The 17,625-nt window shown below is 60.6% G+C and carries 15 protein-coding genes; 11 read left to right on the top strand and 4 right to left on the bottom strand.

Annotation, left to right across the window (positions count from 1 at the left end; genetic code table 11):
• Positions 1–41: 41 nt before the first annotated feature.
• Complete coding sequence (locus tag AUR64_RS00990; RefSeq protein ID WP_058580091.1) at positions 42–1,379, top strand: IS200/IS605 family transposase; 1,338 nt, start codon at positions 42–44, stop codon at positions 1,377–1,379.
• 54 nt (positions 1,380–1,433) lie between these two features.
• Positions 1,434–1,718, top strand: coding sequence for an RNA 2'-phosphotransferase (locus tag AUR64_RS19715; RefSeq protein WP_205628352.1), 285 nt, complete (start codon positions 1,434–1,436; stop codon positions 1,716–1,718).
• A 57-nt stretch (positions 1,719–1,775) separates the two neighbouring features.
• Here the strand turns inward: AUR64_RS19715 and AUR64_RS00980 are convergent, their stop codons facing one another.
• Both AUR64_RS00980 and AUR64_RS00975 read right to left on the bottom strand, forming a co-directional pair.
• Positions 1,776–2,159 carry a hypothetical protein gene (locus AUR64_RS00980; RefSeq protein ID WP_058580089.1) on the bottom strand — a complete coding sequence of 128 codons (384 nt, stop codon included), beginning with the start codon at positions 2,157–2,159 and terminating at the stop codon, positions 1,776–1,778.
• 122 nt (positions 2,160–2,281) lie between these two features.
• Entirely contained in the window at positions 2,282–2,935 is a 654-nt protein-coding gene (locus AUR64_RS00975) for a ribonuclease HI family protein (RefSeq protein WP_058580088.1), read from the bottom strand.
• 260 nt (positions 2,936–3,195) lie between these two features.
• Here AUR64_RS00975 and AUR64_RS00970 point away from each other — a divergent pair, with 260 nt between their 5' ends.
• The 8 genes from AUR64_RS00970 to AUR64_RS00935 all read left to right on the top strand — a co-directional run bounded on the left by AUR64_RS00970 (position 3,196) and on the right by AUR64_RS00935 (position 14,588).
• Positions 3,196–3,390, top strand: a complete 195-nt coding sequence (locus AUR64_RS00970; protein WP_058580087.1) for a hypothetical protein — start codon at positions 3,196–3,198, stop codon at positions 3,388–3,390.
• A gap of 134 nt (positions 3,391–3,524) precedes the next feature.
• A complete protein-coding gene (locus tag AUR64_RS00965; protein ID WP_058580086.1) occupies positions 3,525–5,345 on the top strand; it encodes an ABC transporter substrate-binding protein in 1,821 nt (606 codons plus the stop codon).
• A 6-nt stretch (positions 5,346–5,351) separates the two neighbouring features.
• The gene (locus tag AUR64_RS00960; protein ID WP_058580085.1) at positions 5,352–6,377 is read left to right on the top strand and encodes an ABC transporter permease; all 1,026 of its coding nucleotides are present in this window, start codon (positions 5,352–5,354) and stop codon (positions 6,375–6,377) included.
• On the top strand, positions 6,374–7,489 hold the full coding sequence (locus AUR64_RS00955) for an ABC transporter permease (RefSeq protein ID WP_058580084.1): 1,116 nt from the start codon (positions 6,374–6,376) through the stop codon (positions 7,487–7,489). Before AUR64_RS00960 ends, AUR64_RS00955 begins: the two co-directional genes overlap by 4 nt.
• Entirely contained in the window at positions 7,486–8,568 is a 1,083-nt protein-coding gene (locus AUR64_RS20820; protein ID WP_071391185.1) for an ABC transporter ATP-binding protein, read from the top strand. The genes AUR64_RS00955 and AUR64_RS20820 overlap by 4 nt, the downstream gene beginning before the upstream one ends.
• Positions 8,565–9,668 carry an ABC transporter ATP-binding protein gene (locus AUR64_RS20815; protein ID WP_058580083.1) on the top strand — a complete coding sequence of 368 codons (1,104 nt, stop codon included), beginning with the start codon at positions 8,565–8,567 and terminating at the stop codon, positions 9,666–9,668. Before AUR64_RS20820 ends, AUR64_RS20815 begins: the two co-directional genes overlap by 4 nt.
• The gene (locus AUR64_RS00940) at positions 9,661–12,375 is read left to right on the top strand and encodes a glycosyl hydrolase (protein WP_058580082.1); all 2,715 of its coding nucleotides are present in this window, start codon (positions 9,661–9,663) and stop codon (positions 12,373–12,375) included. The genes AUR64_RS20815 and AUR64_RS00940 overlap by 8 nt, the downstream gene beginning before the upstream one ends.
• The gene (locus AUR64_RS00935) at positions 12,372–14,588 is read left to right on the top strand and encodes a glycoside hydrolase family 3 N-terminal domain-containing protein (RefSeq protein ID WP_058580081.1); all 2,217 of its coding nucleotides are present in this window, start codon (positions 12,372–12,374) and stop codon (positions 14,586–14,588) included. The genes AUR64_RS00940 and AUR64_RS00935 overlap by 4 nt, the downstream gene beginning before the upstream one ends.
• 52 nt (positions 14,589–14,640) lie before the next feature.
• Here the strand turns inward: AUR64_RS00935 and AUR64_RS00930 are convergent, their stop codons facing one another.
• Positions 14,641–15,720: a TrmB family transcriptional regulator gene (locus AUR64_RS00930; RefSeq protein ID WP_058580080.1), complete on the bottom strand. Its 1,080-nt coding sequence runs from the start codon at positions 15,718–15,720 to the stop codon at positions 14,641–14,643.
• Positions 15,721–15,987: 267 nt separating this feature from the next.
• Between AUR64_RS00930 and AUR64_RS00925 the strand changes: the two genes are divergently transcribed.
• Positions 15,988–17,061, top strand: a complete 1,074-nt coding sequence (locus AUR64_RS00925) for a hypothetical protein (RefSeq protein ID WP_058580079.1) — start codon at positions 15,988–15,990, stop codon at positions 17,059–17,061.
• A 122-nt stretch (positions 17,062–17,183) separates the two neighbouring features.
• Here the strand turns inward: AUR64_RS00925 and AUR64_RS00920 are convergent.
• Positions 17,184–17,625, bottom strand: a 442-nt coding sequence (locus tag AUR64_RS00920; protein WP_155120410.1) for an IS200/IS605 family accessory protein TnpB-related protein, incomplete at its 5' end; no start/stop codon positions are given.

The following is a 17,625-nucleotide window of genomic DNA, read 5'->3' as shown; positions in this document are numbered from 1 at the left end:
TAACCACATCGTTATGTGTGTTTAGATACAACCAGTAGGTGATGAAGCGAGCCAACACGTTCGAGTTGATTCCTCAGTCCGACGAGGACGAGGAGTTGCTTCGACGCCTGTTGGACGCTTCTGCCGCTCTCTGGAACGAAATCAACTACGAGCGCCGCGAGAACTACGCTGACCCAGACGGAGACGTGTGGGACATTAGCGAGTATCGCGGTCGCTACGGCGGAACGCTCGGTGCTTCGACCGTTCAACAAATCGAGCGCAAGAACCGAGAAGCATGGAAGTCGTTCTTCAGCCTCAAGAAGAAAGGCGAAGCAAACAGCAAACCCGGATTCTGGGGCAACTCGGAGGACGGACGGGAACTCCGCACGTACATCCGCAACACGTCGTACTCAGTCGAGTGGGGAGAATACTCCCGGCTTGAAATCCTCGTCGGCAAAGACCTGAAAGACGAGTATGGTCTTGGATACCGCGAACGCCTCCGACTCGAAGTCCGGGGCGACCCGAACTGGAAGGAGTACGAGAAGCAGGGTCGGTTGGAGTTGTTCTACGACGAGCAAGCACAATCGTTCAGGGCCTTTCAGCCAGTCACAATTAGCGAAGACCATTCTCGACTGGCATCACCACTGGCTTCGGAAGAAGCCGCTCTGGATATCGGTGCGAACAACCTCGTCGCCTGCACAACCACAACCGGCAAGCAATACTTGTACGAAGGGCGCGACCTGTTCAAGCGATTCCGCCAGACAACGCGAGAAATCGCCCGAGTTCAATCGCTCTTGGAGGACGGTCGGTACAGTAGTCACCGTATCCGACGCTTGTACGACCGACGTACCAAGCGCCGCGACCACGCCCGAGATGCACTGGCCCGCGACCTCATCGAACGCCTGTACGATGAAGGCGTTTCGACGGTGTACGTCGGGGCGTTGACGGACGTGCTTGACGCGCACTGGTCGGTGGAGACGAACGCGAAGACGCACAACTTCTGGGCGTTCCGAGCGTTTGTGAATCGACTGGCGTGTACTGCCGAGGAGTACGGTATGTCGGTCGAGGTTCGGTCTGAGGCGTGGACAAGTCAGGAATGTCCGAACTGCGGTTCCACGGCAGACACAATTCGGCATCAGGATACGCTGACGTGTTCGTGTGGGTTTGAAGGGCACGCTGACCTCAAGGCGTCAGAGACGTTCTTGAGACGTCATCAGAACTCAGAGAGTTCTGACTGGCGAACGAGACACTCCGTATCTCGTCAATGGCAGACGACGGTAACACGGTCGATGGCACGGCCTGTATGCCTCAAGTGGGACGACCACAATTGGTCAGAGTCACCACGCTCAGTTCCCAACGAGGAGCATACGAACCCGCAAGTTGCCTCCGTGGGTCGGTAAGCGATACCCCCAGCGCGAGGAAACCTCGCCGTTCACGGCGAGGAGGATGTCATAGTGCCAAGCGAACTGTATCACGGAACTGACCCAGGTGTTCTCGAGACAATACTCCAAGAGGGATTGCGGTCGATGTCGCGGCAGTACGTGCATCTCTCGGAAACAGTCGAGGAAGCCCGTACCGTGGGACAGCGACACGCCAGCGAACCAGTTGTACTCGCTGTCGACACTCAGACGATGATTCGAGACGGCTACCGAATAGACAAGCGAGGAGAGGGAACGTTCACTGTCGAGGGTGTGCCAGCGAAGTACCTCGAACGGCTGACCGGGTCAGTCGAGCGGTAGGCGAGTACGGTCGAACATTCGACGAAGATACCCGACGATTCCGGCGAGACGTCGGAGTCACTTCCTGAGTAGTTCTCTGACTGCAACTCCGATGTAGAGAAGCCCAACGATTCGGGTACCGGTGTACACCCACGGTCTCCACTCGCAACTGGACGCGTCTGCGTAGGCGAGTTCGGAACCGTAGTCGACGTACGCTCGTGGAAAGAGGAACGCAAGGATGCCGACAACGCCAAGGAACTCTTTGAATGCAGAGTACGAGGTATCACTTCGCCACATGAAGAACAACAGCAGCAATCCCTCCATGCGTGCTCCGGGAACGACCCAGGATTTGTACTCACATGCACCGGGGTTGTTGAGTGCGAGTTTTTCGGCGGCTCGGATGAGTCCCTTTGGGGCGAGCAGTTCGGCGATACAGACCGCACTGAGGATGGTTCGCAGCATGGCTACGAACTAGTGACACAGTTGACAAGATGAATATGTGCCCTGAATCGTCAGTATGGTTCAGATTCTCGACGGTGTTCTCTGACTCCCCTCAGACGTGGCTGGGCGACTACACCACACCACTACCCAGGACCAAACGCAGCGATATCAGCGCCCACTGTGGCTAGTGCATCGGCTGGATTCGGGTCGCTATCTGCCAGATGAGTGTACTGATGTTTCGGAATCTTCGACAGTGCGGATGCGATAGCCTCACTGTACGTCTCCACACCCGATTCTGACGGGTCATTGCCCTTCCAAACGTCTCGAATGACCGTCATCGAATCGATACGCACCTCTACACTGCGTGGCTCGTACCGGGTCAATAGCTCGGACAGTCCAAGTTGGAGGGCGACGTACTCTGCCACATTATTTCCTGCACGGGAGCCGGCGGGGCGGCCGAGGCGGGCCAGTTGGTTCTCCGCAGCGTCCACGATAACCGCACCTGCCCCTGCGGGACCGGGGTTCCCGCGTGAACTGCCGTCGACGTAGAGAACGAAGCTGTCGTCCGCCGGTTCGGAAATCGGTGGTTGACTGAGTTCGGATGCCAGTAACTCTTCGAGCGCTTGGCGCAGTTCCGTCGGCGTCGTCGTGGGGTCGAACAGTCCACCGTAGCCGGGGACGGCGTCGTCGATTACTTCGATGGCAACTGCTATCTCGTAACCGACGTCTGCGAGCAGTTCGTCGACGAGCGTCGCGAGTGGTGAGAGATGTTCCGCCGGGAGAGAGCGGCCGGTCACACTACTGGCCTCCTCGGGAGTCGGTCTCGAGAGCTCTGCACCTCGGTCTTCGGTTGTCTCCTAACCCGGTCAGGCCGCTGCATATCGGTTATCGGTAGTCAAGCAGCATAATCCCTTCAGATGCATACAGTCGGGAAATGTCGAACAAGTCGATAGTACTCCCCCCGTCGAGGACTAGTGACCCCTATCGGCGGAGGTCTGGACCCAGCAGTCGCGATACTGAGGGGAATACTCTTGAAGGTGGACCGCTCGAAGCCAGTATGCGCCAGAGTTTCGGGTCGGTCCTGTTCGCCCTCAACGCCATACTGCTCGTGCTTCTTCTCGTTGCACTGCAGTACGTTGAACCGGGTACGGCCGAGTACGCCATCTCGCAGGTTTCTCTCGGAATAATTCTCCTCACGTTCGTCGGACTCGTTCTCGCTGCTCGACGAGGCCTAACGATATTCGAGCGATGACTCGATAGCCGACCGAGTCGCTGAGAGCTCCCTCGACCCTCTGTGCCACAACTGTCAGAAAAGATATTTATTGACTCTCTACATCATAATTATCATCAAAAATCCATATGTATAATAGACAATATTGACGGTGTATGTCCGAACATCGCACGGGCCAAGCGCAGAGACAGCGACGAAAAACACGGCGACGTTTCATCCAGTCGGTCGGCATTGCGGGTGCAGCAGGACTCGCCGGGTGTGCAGGGTCGAACAGAGACGCAGCGACCGGTGGAGACGATGAGTCGGCCGAGTCGGATAACTCGAGCACTGGCGACACGACGGCACAGTCCACCGATTCCGTCCCGATGACCGACCGCACGTTCGTCACGGCGACGACGAACGTGCCGAAAGACATGCAGTTCAATCCGTACGGACAGAAGTACCCGGAACGAGCAGCACTCGCACTGTTCGAGAACCTCCTTTACGTCAACGAAGCGACGAGCACGTTCATGCCAGGTATCTTGGAGTCGTGGGATATCGGCGACGAGATGGTGACGCTCTCGGTCCGCGACGGTTTCCACTGGCACAACGGCGACGCAGTCACAGCAGAGGACGTCGCGTTCAAGCTAAAACTCGAAATTCACGACGGTGCAGCCATCGGAAACATCGTCGAAGCACAAGACGTCAGCGTCCCAGACGACTCGACGGTCGAACTCGGTCTGAAACGAGCCGTGGCCGACGAAGTGTTTCTCTACTCGCTGAAACCAATCGCGCTCGACACGCCACGTTCGGAGTTTCAGGAGTTCCTCGACGCCTACGAAAACGACGGTGAAGCACCCGGTCTAACCGAGAAAACCCTCGACGAACCGATTGGCACTGGTCCGTTCAAGTTCGTGCACGCGCGCAACCAGGAACTCGTTGCAGACAAGTTCGAAGACCACCCTGACGCGGGACAAATCAACTTCGCGCGCTTCAACTGGAACTACCTCCAGTCGAACCAAAAGCAGTGGCAGGCGCTGCGAACCGACAACGTCGACGGGTTGGACAACATCTTCACGCCCGAGAACATCTCCGAGTCGTACGGCGACCACGTCCGCGAGATTCAGATGCCTGCGAACTGGGGGATGGGCGTCATGTTCAACCACGAGCACGAACATTACAGTCAACAGAACGTCAAACAGGCTATTCAGTACGTCATCGACCGCGAGAAACTCGCCCAGACGGCGGGCGGAAAGATGCACGTCCCCGTCGAAGTCCCGTGTGGCCTCCCGGGGAACTTCGATGGAAGCTACAAAGAGTGGCTCGGTGATTCGCTTTCCGGGTTCAACAAATACGAACCGAACACGGAGAAAGCCGCTGCACTCCTCGAAGATGCCGGCTTCTCGAAGCAGGACGGGACGTGGACCGACGAAAACGGCAAGACGCTCGAGTTCCCCTTCAAGATTCCGTCCGGGTGGAACGACTGGACGGCCGGCGGGCAGTCCATCGTTCAGGACCTCAACGACTTCGGTATCGAGGCATCACTCAACCCCAGCCAGTCGTACTTTGACGATATCTACAGCGGTCAAAAGTACGTCGTCGCCGGTCTCGGGTGGCCCGACGGAAAGCTCTACCCGTACTTCTCGCTGAACAAACTCCTGAACGGATTCCGGTCCACCACGATTCTCAAATTCCCACGATCGGCGGAGGTCCCCCCGATTGGCGAACCGGACGGCGAGACGAGAACTGTCGAGTTCGAAGCCGAACTCGAAGAACTCGCCGGACTGACCGGAGACGCCGCCAAGCAGAAGACCCAGGAACTCGCGTGGGTCGTCAATCAGCATCTCCCGATGGCCCCGCTGATGGAGAAAGTCGACCAAGCATGGCTTACGACCGACGACTGGAACACCGTCACCCAAGACGACGAGGACGCCATCGTCGACTGGCCACCGTACTACCTCCCCCGCGAGGGCAAGCTGACAGCCAAACCGGAGTAACCGTCTATGTACGAGTATTTCGTCAAACGAACCGGGCAAGCGCTCTTCACGGCCTTCGTCGTGGTGACGCTCTCGTTTGCACTGGTTCGTCTCATGCCTGGTAACCCGGCGGACCAGCTTCGCGGCCAACTCATCCGAAACAATCCGAGCCTCTCCCAGCAGGAAATCAACCGCCGCGTTGCGAACTACATCAACATCGACTACAGTGCGCCACTGCACGAGCAGTATCTCGATTACATCGCTGGCATCCTTCGAGGTGACCTCGGCCAGTCGATAAGCCAGAACGCTTCAGTCGCCGAAATCCTCGGTCAGGCACTGCCGTGGACGGTCTTTGCGTTCTCGGTCGCCATCTTGCTCATGTTCGTCGTGGGTATCGCTCTCGGCTCGATTATGGCGTACTGGGAAGGCAGTCGCTTCGACGTCGGGACGACGGGCATCGGTATCGTCCTCAACTCGACGCCGAACTACGTGACGGCACTGCTGTTCCTCTACGTGTTCGGCTTTACGCTCGGGTGGTTCCCGACGAGTGGGCACATCTCCTCACAGGTCGTGCCCATCGTCGACCCGCTTCGGCCTGTTGCGACGTTCCAGTTCGTCGCCGACGCCGTCTACCACGCCAGTCTGCTCATCGCCGCGGTCGTCATCACCGGCTTCGGCGGCGTCGCACTCGCCATGCGCGGCAACAGCATCCAGGTGCTCGGTGAGGATTACCTTCGAGTCGCCCGTCTTCGTGGCCTCTCGGACACACGTATCGCACTCCGGTACGTCGCCCGCAACGCAATTTTGCCCATGTACACGGGCTTGCTGCTCGCGTTCGGCGCGGTCATCGGTGGTTCGGCCATCCTCGAACAGGTGTTCACGTATCCGGGACTCGGCTACTACATCGTCGCCGCCGTCGAGGCACGCGATTACCCGTTGATGATGGGTGGGTTCGTGCTCATCACGCTGGCTGTCGTCATCGGCGCGTTCATCGCCGACCTGACGTACGGACTCGTCGACCCCCGTGTCTCGACGGGAGGTGATGCGTCGTGAGCCGTGAAAACCCGGTCAACAGCTTCCCGAACGAGCGTGGTGGTTTCGATACGGTCGCCGACTCTTCGCTGACTCGTGCCGAGCGAACACAACGGGTACTCGACCTGTGGGTCGTCGCTTCGATGCGCGTCGTCTGGAACGACGCTCGTGCTCGAATCGGCGCGGTGCTCGTTCTCGGCTTCGTCGTCATGGGCGTCGTCGGTCCGGCACTCGTCGCCGAACCCCGAGTCGGACAAGCGCCACTGCTCGTCGGCCCGTTCCAAGGCGGCATCGTCGGCGGTCGCTGGTACGAACTGACGAGTACGTCGCTGTTCGGTGTCTCGGTTCCGTGGGTGGCGCTTCACTGGCCACTCGGAACCGACAACGTCGGCCGCGGCATCCTCGAACAAATCGTTCACGCGACGCCGCGTATGCTCACGATGATTGCGAGCGCCGGCCTGTTCGTCACCGTTCTCGGTACGAGCATCGGTGCGCTCGCCGGCTACAGCGGTGGTCGTATCGACCAGTTACTCTCGACTGTCATCGACATCGTGATGACGCTTCCGGGACTGCCGCTGCTGCTCATCCTCGTTGCGCTGCTCGAACCGAAGAACCCGGTCGTCCTCGGTGTCGTCCTCTCATTGCAGGGGTGGGCAGGGATGGCTCGGGCTATCCGGTCGCAGGTGCTGACGATTCGGTCGACGTCCTACGTCGAAGCCGCACAGGCGATGGGACTGTCGACGCCGACTATCGTCGGCAAAGAAATCGTCCCCAACATCATGCCGTTCGTGATGATTAACATGGTCAACGCGATGCGAGGCGTCATCTTCGCTTCCGTCGGCCTCTACTTCCTCGGACTGCTGCCGTTCTCGGAAGTCGTCAACTGGGGCGTCATGCTCCAACTGGCGTACTCGAACGGTGGGCTGCTCACCGTCGACGCCGCGCACTGGCTTCTCGTTCCGATGGTCGCCATCATCCTGCTGTCGATGGGACTCATCCTGTTCGCCCAGGGGATGGACCGCGTGTTCAACCCGCGAGTCCGCGCCCGCCACGCGAAGACGACGGGCGACTCAGAGGAGACGGAGTCCACTGAAACACCCACGAGAGCGGTCTCTATGGAGGGTAACCTATGAGCAACACATCATCAAATCTCCACGAACGACAGTCCGGTAGCAGCACCTTCGATTCGCAGTCGAGCGACGAAGACATCGTCCTCGAATGTCGCAACCTCTCGGTCGCCTTCGAGATGGACCGCGGCACGTCGCGTGTCCTCCACGACGTGGACATCGACATCCGGCGCGGTGAAATCATCGGCATCGTCGGCGAAAGCGGCAGTGGAAAGTCGATGTTCGCCTCGGCGTTGCTGAACGCCGTCGTGAGCCCCGGTCGGACCGACGGACAGGTCACCTACCACCCGCGAGACGGAGAGCCCGTCGACGTTCTCGGCCTCGACAAAGGACCGCTTCGGAGCCTCCGCTGGGAAGATATCTCGATGGTGTTCCAAGGGGCGATGAGTTCGTTCAACCCCACGATGGACTTCCGCGAGCACTTCGTCGAGACGCTCGACGCCCACGACTACGATATCGCTGCGGGCATCGAGCGAGCAGAAGAACTCCTTTCGGACCTCTATCTCGACCCACAGCGGGTCCTCGACTCCTACCCACACGAACTCTCGGGCGGGATGAAACAGCGGGCGCTCATCGCACTCGCGTTGGTCCTCGAACCGGAAGTACTCGTCATGGACGAACCGACGGCGGCACTGGACCTGCTCATGCAGCGCTCTATCATCAGCCTGCTGTCGGAACTCCGCGACAAGTACGACCTCACGATGGTGTTCATCACGCACGACCTGCCGCTGGTCACGAAACTCGCCGACCGAATCGGCGTTCTGTACGCGTTCGAGTTCGCGGAAGTCGGTGACACGGCCGAGATGGTCCGCGACCCGAAGCATCCGTACACACGCGCGTTGCTCAATGCGACGCCGAACCTCGACGCACCGCTCACGGAGATGCGACCGATATCGGGCGCTGCGCCCGACCCGGTCGACGTGCCGACGGGGTGTCCGTACCACAACCGCTGTCCGATGGCGACCGCAGAGTGCGAAGACATCAAGCCGCCGATGGATGCGGTGTCCGAGACGCACGAAGTCGCGTGTCATCACTGGCCGGACGTCGACGACGAGATTCCCCTCTCGACGGGGGTGCAGAAATGAGCGTCGACCAGCCGGTTCTCTCACTCTCGGACGTGGACGTTCACTTCGAGAAAGATGGCGGTGGGCTGAACCCCTTCGCCGACCGGCCGACGATCCGTGCAGTCGACGGCGTTTCCCTCGATATCGGGAGCAACGACGTTGTCGCTATCGTCGGCGAATCCGGAAGTGGAAAAACCACGCTCGGAAAGACTGCGGTCGGCCTCCAACAGCCGACCGGCGGCAGTATCAGCTATCGCGGACAGGACATCTGGGCGGCGAAGAAGTGGCGCTCGAACCCCTCGATTCCGTACGAGGAGATTCGCCGGTCGCTGCAGATTATCCACCAAGACCCCGGTGCGGCGCTGAATCCGAACCGGACGGTGATGTCGTCGCTCGCGGCCCCGCTCAAGCGATGGCAACCAGACCTCGGTTCAGAGGACCGAGAGGCGCGCATTCTCCACTTCATCGAACGAGTCGGCATGTCGCCGCCGCACGACTACGCCCACCGGTATCCGCACCAACTCTCGGGCGGCGAGAAGCAACGCGTCGCACTGATTCGCGCGCTGCTGATGAACCCGGACCTCATCCTCGCCGACGAGGCAGTGAGCGCCCTCGACGTGAGTCTTCGCGTCGAGATGATGGACCTGATGCTCGAACTGCAGTCGGAGTTCGACACCTCGTTCCTGTTCATCAGCCACGACCTCTCGAACGCTCGCTACATCGCCGAACACTCCGGTGGTCGATTGGGCGTGATGTATCTCGGCGAACTGGTCGAACTCGGCCCGGCGGACGAAGTGCTGCAGAACCCACAGCACCCCTACACGAAGGTGTTGAAGTGGGCGACACCGGAACTCGGCGTCGACGAAGGGCCGACCGAGCCACCCGTCCGGGAGATAGACATCCCGGACCCGGTGAACCCGCCGGCTGGCTGTCGGTTCCACACACGGTGTCCGAACGCAACCGAACAGTGCCGTACTGACACGCCGCCCGCAGCCAACGTGGACACTTCCGGCAACCACCACGTCACTTGCTACCGTGCTACCGACGACGACGCCTACTGGAACAGCACTCCGCTCGACGGGGCAACACTCGCGAGCGACGAGACAACGCACGATGACTGACGAACGCTCGGCGACTGCGACGAACTGGAAGCTCTCCCGTCGCCGCTATCTCGGGAGTGTCGGTACGGTCGGTGCTGTCGGAGTCGCGGGCTGCGCAGACGGCACATCGACGAGTGATGAACAAACCAGTCCCAGCGAGCAACCCGTAGAGGGAGTCGACACTCCCACTGCGGAGGCTGCTTCCGGTATCGTCGATGTCGGCGCTGGAAGCTACACGACCACGCTTCCGTCCGGCGAAGGGACGCCACCCGAGCAGGTGTACGCAACAGACGACCTCTCGGCTCCGTATCCGACGAACGACTGGTGGAGCAGCGTTCTGTTCGAGCAGTACGGCTCTCCGATGTGGGCACACCCGTTCGTCGGTGTTCCGACGAGTGAGGGACTCGACCTCACGCATCCGACCGAGTGGACGTTCTCGAACGCCTCCGGGGATACGAACCGTAACAACGTCGCCGCGATGGACGACTCGAAAGATTTCACCCTCTCGACGACGGGCGAGTCGTTTCTCGACACGCAGTGCACAGGATACGGCGACTGGCACACCGACATTCGCTGGGGTGCAGGCGATAGCTCGACACCGACACTCGACGTCACGTTCACCCAAGGGTCGCCGTTCGTGTTCGCCGACGTGACCGGTGCGGACGCCGAACTCTCGTTCGCGTCGACGCCGACGGTGTGGGCCGACCGAGGAAACGTCCTCGGCCTCTCACTCGACGGCCACCACTACGGCGTGTACGCACCCGACGGGGCGACGTGGAACGGTCTCGGTTCGGTTACACTCACGAGCGCGCTCGGTGAGGGGAGCTATCTCACCGTCGCCGTGCTCCCCGAGGCGACGGCGACGACGCTGTCACGATACGAATCGTACGCGTACAACCACATCACGGGAACGACCGTCTCGTGGACGTACGACGAATCGGTCGCCGAAGTTCGAACGACGCACACGTTCGAGACGACGACTCGCACAGAGTCGACGACGACCGGAACCATCGCGGCGCTGTATCCGCATCAGCGAAAACACACCAACGCGACGCTCGACAGCGACACGTTCGTCTCTCCGCGCGGGACGATGCAGACGACGACCGGAACGTCGTTCGAGACGGTACTCGACCTTCCACCGGTTCTCCCGTATCTGCCGGACGTCGGGTCGGTCGACCAAACTCGGCTCGCTGGCTACGTGGACGACGTGGAGGCTGAATCACCGCTCGTTCGTAGCGGCCCGGATAGCCCCGGTGACGGAACGTACTGGACGGGCAAGAACTACGAGCGACTCGCGCAGTTGCGACCTATCGCCGAGCAGGTCGGCGATTCGGCCGCCGCGGACACGTTCCTCACGGCGCTCCGTGACGATTTAGAGACGTGGCTCGATGCAACGGTCTCCGGTTCGACCGACTCCGAAGACGTGTTCTACTACGACGACGTGTGGGGAACGCTCATCGGGTATAACGACTCGTTTGGGTCCGGCGCAGACCTCAACGACCACCACTTCCACTACGGCTACTACATCAAGGCTGCCGCCGAAATCGCACGCACGAACCCGACGTGGGCGGATGCTTCGAACTGGGGTGGCATGGTCGACCACGTCATCCGCGATTACGCGAACCCCTCACGGACGGACGCGATGTATCCGTTCCTCCGGAACTTCTCTCCGTACGCTGGCCACTCGTGGGCCTCCGGTAACGCGGGCTACGACCTCGGTAACAACCAGGAGTCGTCGTCCGAATCGGTCAGCGCCTACGCCGCAATTCTGCTCTACGGCGTGTACACCGACGACACCGAACTACGGGACCTCGGCGCGTACTTGCTCGCCCACGAGACGGCTGCCGTCGACGAGTACTGGTACGACGTCGACGAGGAGAACCACCCCGACGAGTGGCAGTACAGCTACGCCGCGATAGTTTGGGGAGCGGGCTACAAGTACGACACCTGGTGGACCGACGACGTGGAAGCTATCCACGGCATCAACGTGCTTCCCGTGGGCGGCCACTCGCTGTCGCTCGGTCGAAATCGCTCGGCCGCAGCGGCGACGTACGCCGAACTGGTCGACGCCAACGGCGGCGACGACTTCGACTACTGGCCCGACGTGCTCTGGCAGTATCGGTCGTTCAGCGACCCCGCCGATGCACTCGGCCTGTTCGAGGCGAACGCGTCGAGTTACGCCGTCGAGTTCGGCGAGTCGAAGGCCCACACATACCGCTGGCTGACAGCGATGGATGGTCTCGGCGCGGTCGACGCGAACGTTTCGGCAGACACCCCGTTGGCTGCGGTCTTCAACAACGGGACGACGAAGACGTACGTCGCCTACAACGCCGGTGATACCGAGACGACGGTTTCCTTTACCGACGGAACCTCGCTGACCGTTCCAGCGAACGCGCTGGCGACGACGACAGCCGAATCGGAGTCCGACGACGCGACCGGTTCGAACGCGCCGACTATCGAGTCGGCGTCCACGACCACGAGTCAGTCCGGCCCGTGGACGAACGTCGACATCGACTGGAGCGTCAGCGACACCGACGGAGACTTTCGGTCGGTCTCGGTCGAACTGCGTGACGCCACAGAGACTACTCTGGATAGCGAGATGACGGCCGTCTCGGGGGCCGACGCCTCTGGAGAGTCAAATCTACGAACGAAAGACACGCCGGCGACGGTCAGCCTGACAGCCACCGACGCCGCGAACCAAACGACGACGACCACTGACACAGTATGACGACACACGACACACAGATTACGCAAACGGACGAGACAGACGAACACGTCGAGTCGCTCCTCGACGAGATGACGCTTCACGAAAAGGCAGCCCAACTCGCTGGCACCTACGTCGGCACGATGGGTGAGACGAGAACCGTCGAGGACGCGGCGGAGATGGTCCGAGACCACGGCATCGGGTTCGTGACGCCGTTCGGCTACGGAGCGTCCCCACACCGCGATTCGGAGGAAGTCGTCGAAATCGCCAACGAACTCCAGCGTATCGCTCGTGAGGAGACTCGACTGGGTATCCCGATTCTCATTCCTATCGACGCAATCCACGGAAACGCGTACGTCGAGGATACGACGGTGTTCCCGCACAACATGGCTGTCGCGGCCGCTCGTGACCGAACGCTGGCCGAGCAAATCGGCACCGTCACAGCGACGGAAGTCGCCGCAACCGGGTCGAGTCTGACGTACGGGCCGACGTGTGACGTCGCCCGTGACCCGCGCTGGGGACGGGCGTTCGAGACGTTCGGCGAATCCCCGTACCTCGTCGGCGAACTCGCGTCGGCGAAAGCTCGAGGAATCCGTGACGCACCAGTCGACGTCGCGGCGATGGCGAAACATTTCCCGGCGTACGGCGAACCCGAGCGAGGCGAAGACGCCTCCCCGGTCGACAAGTCGCTGTCGTCGCTGTACCGCGATTTCCTCCCCCCGTTCGAGAAAGTGCTCGACGAGGGAGTCGAAGGCATCATGCCGAGCTACAACTCGATAAACGGAGAACCGTCACACGGTTCGCACTACTGGCTCACCGAGGTGCTACGGGAGCAACTCGGATTCGACGGCTACGTCGCCTCCGACTGGAACGGCATCAACATGCTGTACGAAAACCACCGAGTCGCAGACACGCGACGAGAAGCGATTCGTCAGTCGTTCACTGCCGGCGTCGACGTTCATTCACTCGGCGAGCAGGGCCACGTCGAACACATCGTCTCGCTCGTCGAAGACGGTGCTATCGACGAAGCGGCCGTCGACAGTTCGGTCGCCAGAGTCCTCCGACTCAAATCGGACCTCGGACTGTTCGACGACCCGTTCGTCGACTCCGAGACAGCGACCGAAACGCTCGGAGCCGAGACCCACCGAGGCATCTCGCTCGACGCCGCTCGCAAGTCGCTGACGCTACTCGAAAACGACGACGACTGCCTGCCGTTCGACTCCAACGTCGACAATCTCCTCGTCGCTGGCCCGAACGCCGACGAACTGACGAGTCAGGTCGGGGGCTGGAGCCTCAAAGAGACGGATGAACTCGACGGTATCACGATAAAGGACGGAATCGAAGCACAGGTTTCTGACGAGACGACGGTGCAGTACGAGCGGGGGTCGGGTATCGCCGAACCCGACGACGTAGACGCCGCTGTTGCCGCTGCGAAAGAGGCCGATGCCGCCGTCGTCGTACTCGGAGAGAACTGGTATCTCCACGAGTTCGGCCCACAGGACGTCAACGGGCCGACCGAACGGTTCCCGAACCGTGCGGACCTGAGCCTGCCGGACGCGCAGCGAGACTTGCTCGAACGTATCCTCGAAACGGGAACGCCGACGGCGCTCGTTCTCGTCTCGGGTCGACCGCTGGCCCTCCCGTGGGCGGCGGAAAACGCGGACGCCATCTTGCACGCGTACTATCCGGGCGCAGATGGAGGGACAGCAGTCGCCGAAACCCTGTTCGGGGACAACAACCCGAGCGGTAAACTCCCTATCTCGGTTCCGCGCTCGGAAGGACAGCTTCCAGTTCGGCACAACTATCTGCCGCATCCGTACCCAATCGGCGAAGACGAACACCTGCCCTCGTACGACCCGTTGTGGCCGTTCGGACACGGACTCTCGTACACGACGTTCGAGTACCGGTCGCTCTCCGTCTCGAACGAGACGGTCGGTGAAGGCGACTCGGTGACCGTGTCGGCGACGCTCGCAAACACCGGCGACCATGCAGGCGAAGAAGTCGTCGAACTCTTTGGCGGTCGTGAGTATTCTTCGGTAGTGACACCGGTCGAAGAACTCGTGGAGTTCGAACGGGTCGCACTCGAACCGGGCGAGGAACGAACCGTCGAGTTCGAGGTTCCGGTCGCCGCGTTCGACGTCGTTCGCCCGGACGGAACCAGCCGGTTCGAGGCAGGGACGCTCTCGCTTCGGTGTGAGGGACTCGAAGCGACGCTGGAAGCAGTTTCACAGCGGTGAGCAGGCGAACGAACGGTCGGTGGTAGTCCGCGGCTCAGCCCGCGGAGACCAACTATCGGGGCGGCAGGGTGTCTCCGGTCTCGATACCGACCAGCGAGATTGTCCGCGCCTCGATGTCTTCGAAGACAGCACCCCAGCCACCGATAGCCAGTTTCTCGTCGTCCGTTTCGAGGGTGACGATTTTGTGAGAACTGAGGTCTGACAGCGCCGGTTGTGACTGCTGTCGACCGGAGTACTGTATCTCCGTGACGACGCCCTCGACAGTCGTCTTCGACTCACTCTCGATATCGACCCCTTCGACTACGACCGAGAGGTCGTAGCCCTCGCTCCAGAGCGGATAACAGTCACGGACGAACTCCTCCATCGTGACGTACGTGAACTTCCCCTCGTCTTCGAGATACATCCGGGGGTAGGGGTCCCACAGACAGGTGAGATAGTACCAGTGGAAGACGAACGGGAGAATCCGGTCGTAGATGAGTACACCGTAATCTTCGTCCGACCGAGTGTTCGGTGCGAAACACGTTCGGTGCCGGTCGATGACCACGAGAAACGGCCCGGGAATCGTACACGCCCGTAGCTCCGACAGTGCGCCTTCCGGAGCAAACGCTTCCGGTGCGGTCTTTCGGTCGTCCGTGTAGACGGATGCGTGCGTTACGACACCACGGTCGTGTGCGTCTCGGAGAGCAGGTTCCAGAAACTGCAACTGCTCGTACGTACCCGCGACTTCGACGACTGTCTCGGCCTCTCCGATGAGTTCCTCTGCGTTCTCGACGGCCGTCTCTACTCGTTTCGTGACTCCGATTCGCGCATCGAGACGCCGCGGTTTCCGATACCGCTCTTTGATTTCTTCGGCAGCGTCGTGAAGCAACTGCCCTCTCGACTCCAGATTCCCCATCGGTTCGTCCGGTTCACGCGGCCGGACGTGAAGCGTCTCCCGTTCGATGGTCTCTACGTACCCCTTCGATTCCAGACTCCGAAGCACGTCGTAAATCTGTGACACCGGAACGGAACTCTCACGACCGACCTCGATTGCCGGAGAGACGCCCATCTCGAGCAGCGTGAGGTACGCGTCCGCTTGATAAGCCGTGAGGTCAGCGTATTCGAGCGCTTGTGCGAGTGTCTCACGGTCCATAGTTCGATTTCAGTGTCTACCCTCACATGAACCTTCGCAGTCCGGTCCGAGTTTCCCTGTGTCGTTCGAGCGTACTGCCCACCGAGTCATCTTGCAGGCTCGGACCTGATTCGCCTCAGCAGGCTAGTCGTCGAATGGAGAGGCGCTCCCGGAGATGTCGTTCGGAGCCCTCACGAACGGTGGCTGATGCGGAAGAACACTGCGTGCGCACGGCCCCGAGATTTGTTATGTCGCTTCGGCTCGTAGCTATCTACGGTGACGTACAGGATGGACCGAACTCGACGTCGACTCGCTCCGCAGTCGCTGCTTTCTCTCCTCTCTATCCTGCTCGCGGCACTTGGGTTTCTCTTTGCTGTACAACTGCTGAGCGAGGCGATGGGACTGCTTTCTCCGGTTCTCCGTCCGGCACTCCAGTATCGAACGGGAGGGTTCTCACTGGTCGGGGTGAGTTGGCTTTCGGCGTACGTACTACTGAATGGCTCTGCGGTTGCAGCAATCGCGCTGTCGTTGTTTTCGGCCGAACTGATAACCGTCACAGAGCTGTTTCTACTCGTCTCGGGGTCCCGTCTCGGTGCTGCGGGGATTGTCCTGTTCGTTGGCGTTCTGGATTACGCTCGCGCGTCAGAGTACTCGCTTTCTGAGGCGGTCCGTCTCGGGACGCTGGCATTTATCGTCAGTTGCTCGATTTACGTTCCTGCGACTGTACTCGGTGTCGTCGCCCTCCGGTGGACCGACGTAGAGGGGTGGGCCAGCGGTGTGGCTGTGCCGGTCCGATTCAGAAGCGTCGGTTTCTTCGAGTCGCTCGTCGGAATGACCATCGACCTGATTGGCGTCGTTCCCAGTGTCATCGTGGCCTTGGCCCTGTTCGTCGGCTGCTTACAACTGTTCGACTCCCAGTTAGAGCGCATCGAGACGGAGTGGCTTCAAAAACGAGTGCTTGTTTATCTCCAAAGTCGGTGGCTCTCTTTCGCGCTCGGATTGGTCGTCACCGCGGTGACGACGAGCGTTGCATTCTCGTTAGGTGTCGTCGTCCCGGTGTACAACCGAGGGTACATCGAGCGACGCGAAATCGTTCCGTACGTCATGGGGGCCAGTCTCGGGACGCTCACCGACACTCTGCTCGTCGCAGTCGTCCTCGAATCCAGTACGGGGGTCACGATTGTCTTCTTGCTCCTCATGGTTGCAACCGCCAGTACGACTGTGGCACTCTCGTTTTACGAGCAGTACTACGGACTGGTTGACGACATACAACGGAGACTTCTCGAAGATAGACGGTCGTTCGCTCTATTCTTGTTGTTGCTCGTCGCCATTCCGCTCGTACTGATTGCTTTGCCGGCGTGAGGGGCCACCCGAAGCCACGACCCGATAACACTCTGTTGTGTCACACGCTCCGGTGACATCCTCCCCGTCGTAAACGACGGGGCTTCCCCGACACGGGGACTCAGGCCGAGCGCCTGAAGGTTTTAGTCCTGATTCGTCGTGAGGGTCATTTGCGCTGGTGCGCTCGTCTCACGGTGGACTGTGGCGGTGTCACAACCGCTCCCGTCCTGTGGCGAGTCATCGCCTACCTGTTTCACTGGTAGGCTCTCTCCCCACGGGTCAACGCGCCGTGCGATATTCGCACTCGCGTTAATATCCGCTTGAAACGTCGATACATGACACTCGGGGTTCTTGCACTTGAACTCAGCCTGTCGGGGCCGATACCCGATGTGCTTGCACGAGTGGCACGTCTTCGAGGTGTACTGCGGGTGGACGTACCGAACCGGAATACCCGCATCCTTCGCCTTGTCCTCGATACGTCCCTGCAATCGAGCAAATGCCCACGCGTGAAGGCGTCGATTCATGTACTTCCCGTAGTCCAGCGACTCGCGGATGTATGCCAAGTTTTCCATCACGATGACGGGG

Source organism: Haloprofundus marisrubri (assembly GCF_001469955.1).
Lineage (GTDB): Archaea > Halobacteriota > Halobacteria > Halobacteriales > Haloferacaceae > Haloprofundus > Haloprofundus marisrubri.
This window is presented reverse-complemented; position numbering and strand designations above follow the sequence as displayed.

Excerpts from the sequence above, each read along its gene's own strand:
- AUR64_RS00940 (WP_058580082.1), top strand. The coding sequence starts at position 9,661 with ATGACTGACGAACGCTCGGCGACTGCGACGAACTGGAAGCTCTCCCGT.
- AUR64_RS20815 (WP_058580083.1), top strand. The coding sequence starts at position 8,565 with ATGAGCGTCGACCAGCCGGTTCTCTCACTCTCGGACGTGGACGTTCAC.
- AUR64_RS00925 (WP_058580079.1), top strand. The coding sequence starts at position 15,988 with ATGGACCGAACTCGACGTCGACTCGCTCCGCAGTCGCTGCTTTCTCTC.
- AUR64_RS00990 (WP_058580091.1), top strand. The coding sequence starts at position 42 with ATGAAGCGAGCCAACACGTTCGAGTTGATTCCTCAGTCCGACGAGGAC.
- AUR64_RS00965 (WP_058580086.1), top strand. The coding sequence starts at position 3,525 with ATGTCCGAACATCGCACGGGCCAAGCGCAGAGACAGCGACGAAAAACA.
- AUR64_RS00935 (WP_058580081.1), top strand. The coding sequence starts at position 12,372 with ATGACGACACACGACACACAGATTACGCAAACGGACGAGACAGACGAA.
- AUR64_RS20820 (WP_071391185.1), top strand. The coding sequence starts at position 7,486 with ATGAGCAACACATCATCAAATCTCCACGAACGACAGTCCGGTAGCAGC.
- AUR64_RS00930 (WP_058580080.1), bottom strand. The coding sequence starts at position 15,720 with ATGGACCGTGAGACACTCGCACAAGCGCTCGAATACGCTGACCTCACG.
- AUR64_RS00960 (WP_058580085.1), top strand. The coding sequence starts at position 5,352 with ATGTACGAGTATTTCGTCAAACGAACCGGGCAAGCGCTCTTCACGGCC.
- AUR64_RS00970 (WP_058580087.1), top strand. The coding sequence starts at position 3,196 with ATGCGCCAGAGTTTCGGGTCGGTCCTGTTCGCCCTCAACGCCATACTG.
- AUR64_RS00980 (WP_058580089.1), bottom strand. The coding sequence starts at position 2,159 with ATGCTGCGAACCATCCTCAGTGCGGTCTGTATCGCCGAACTGCTCGCC.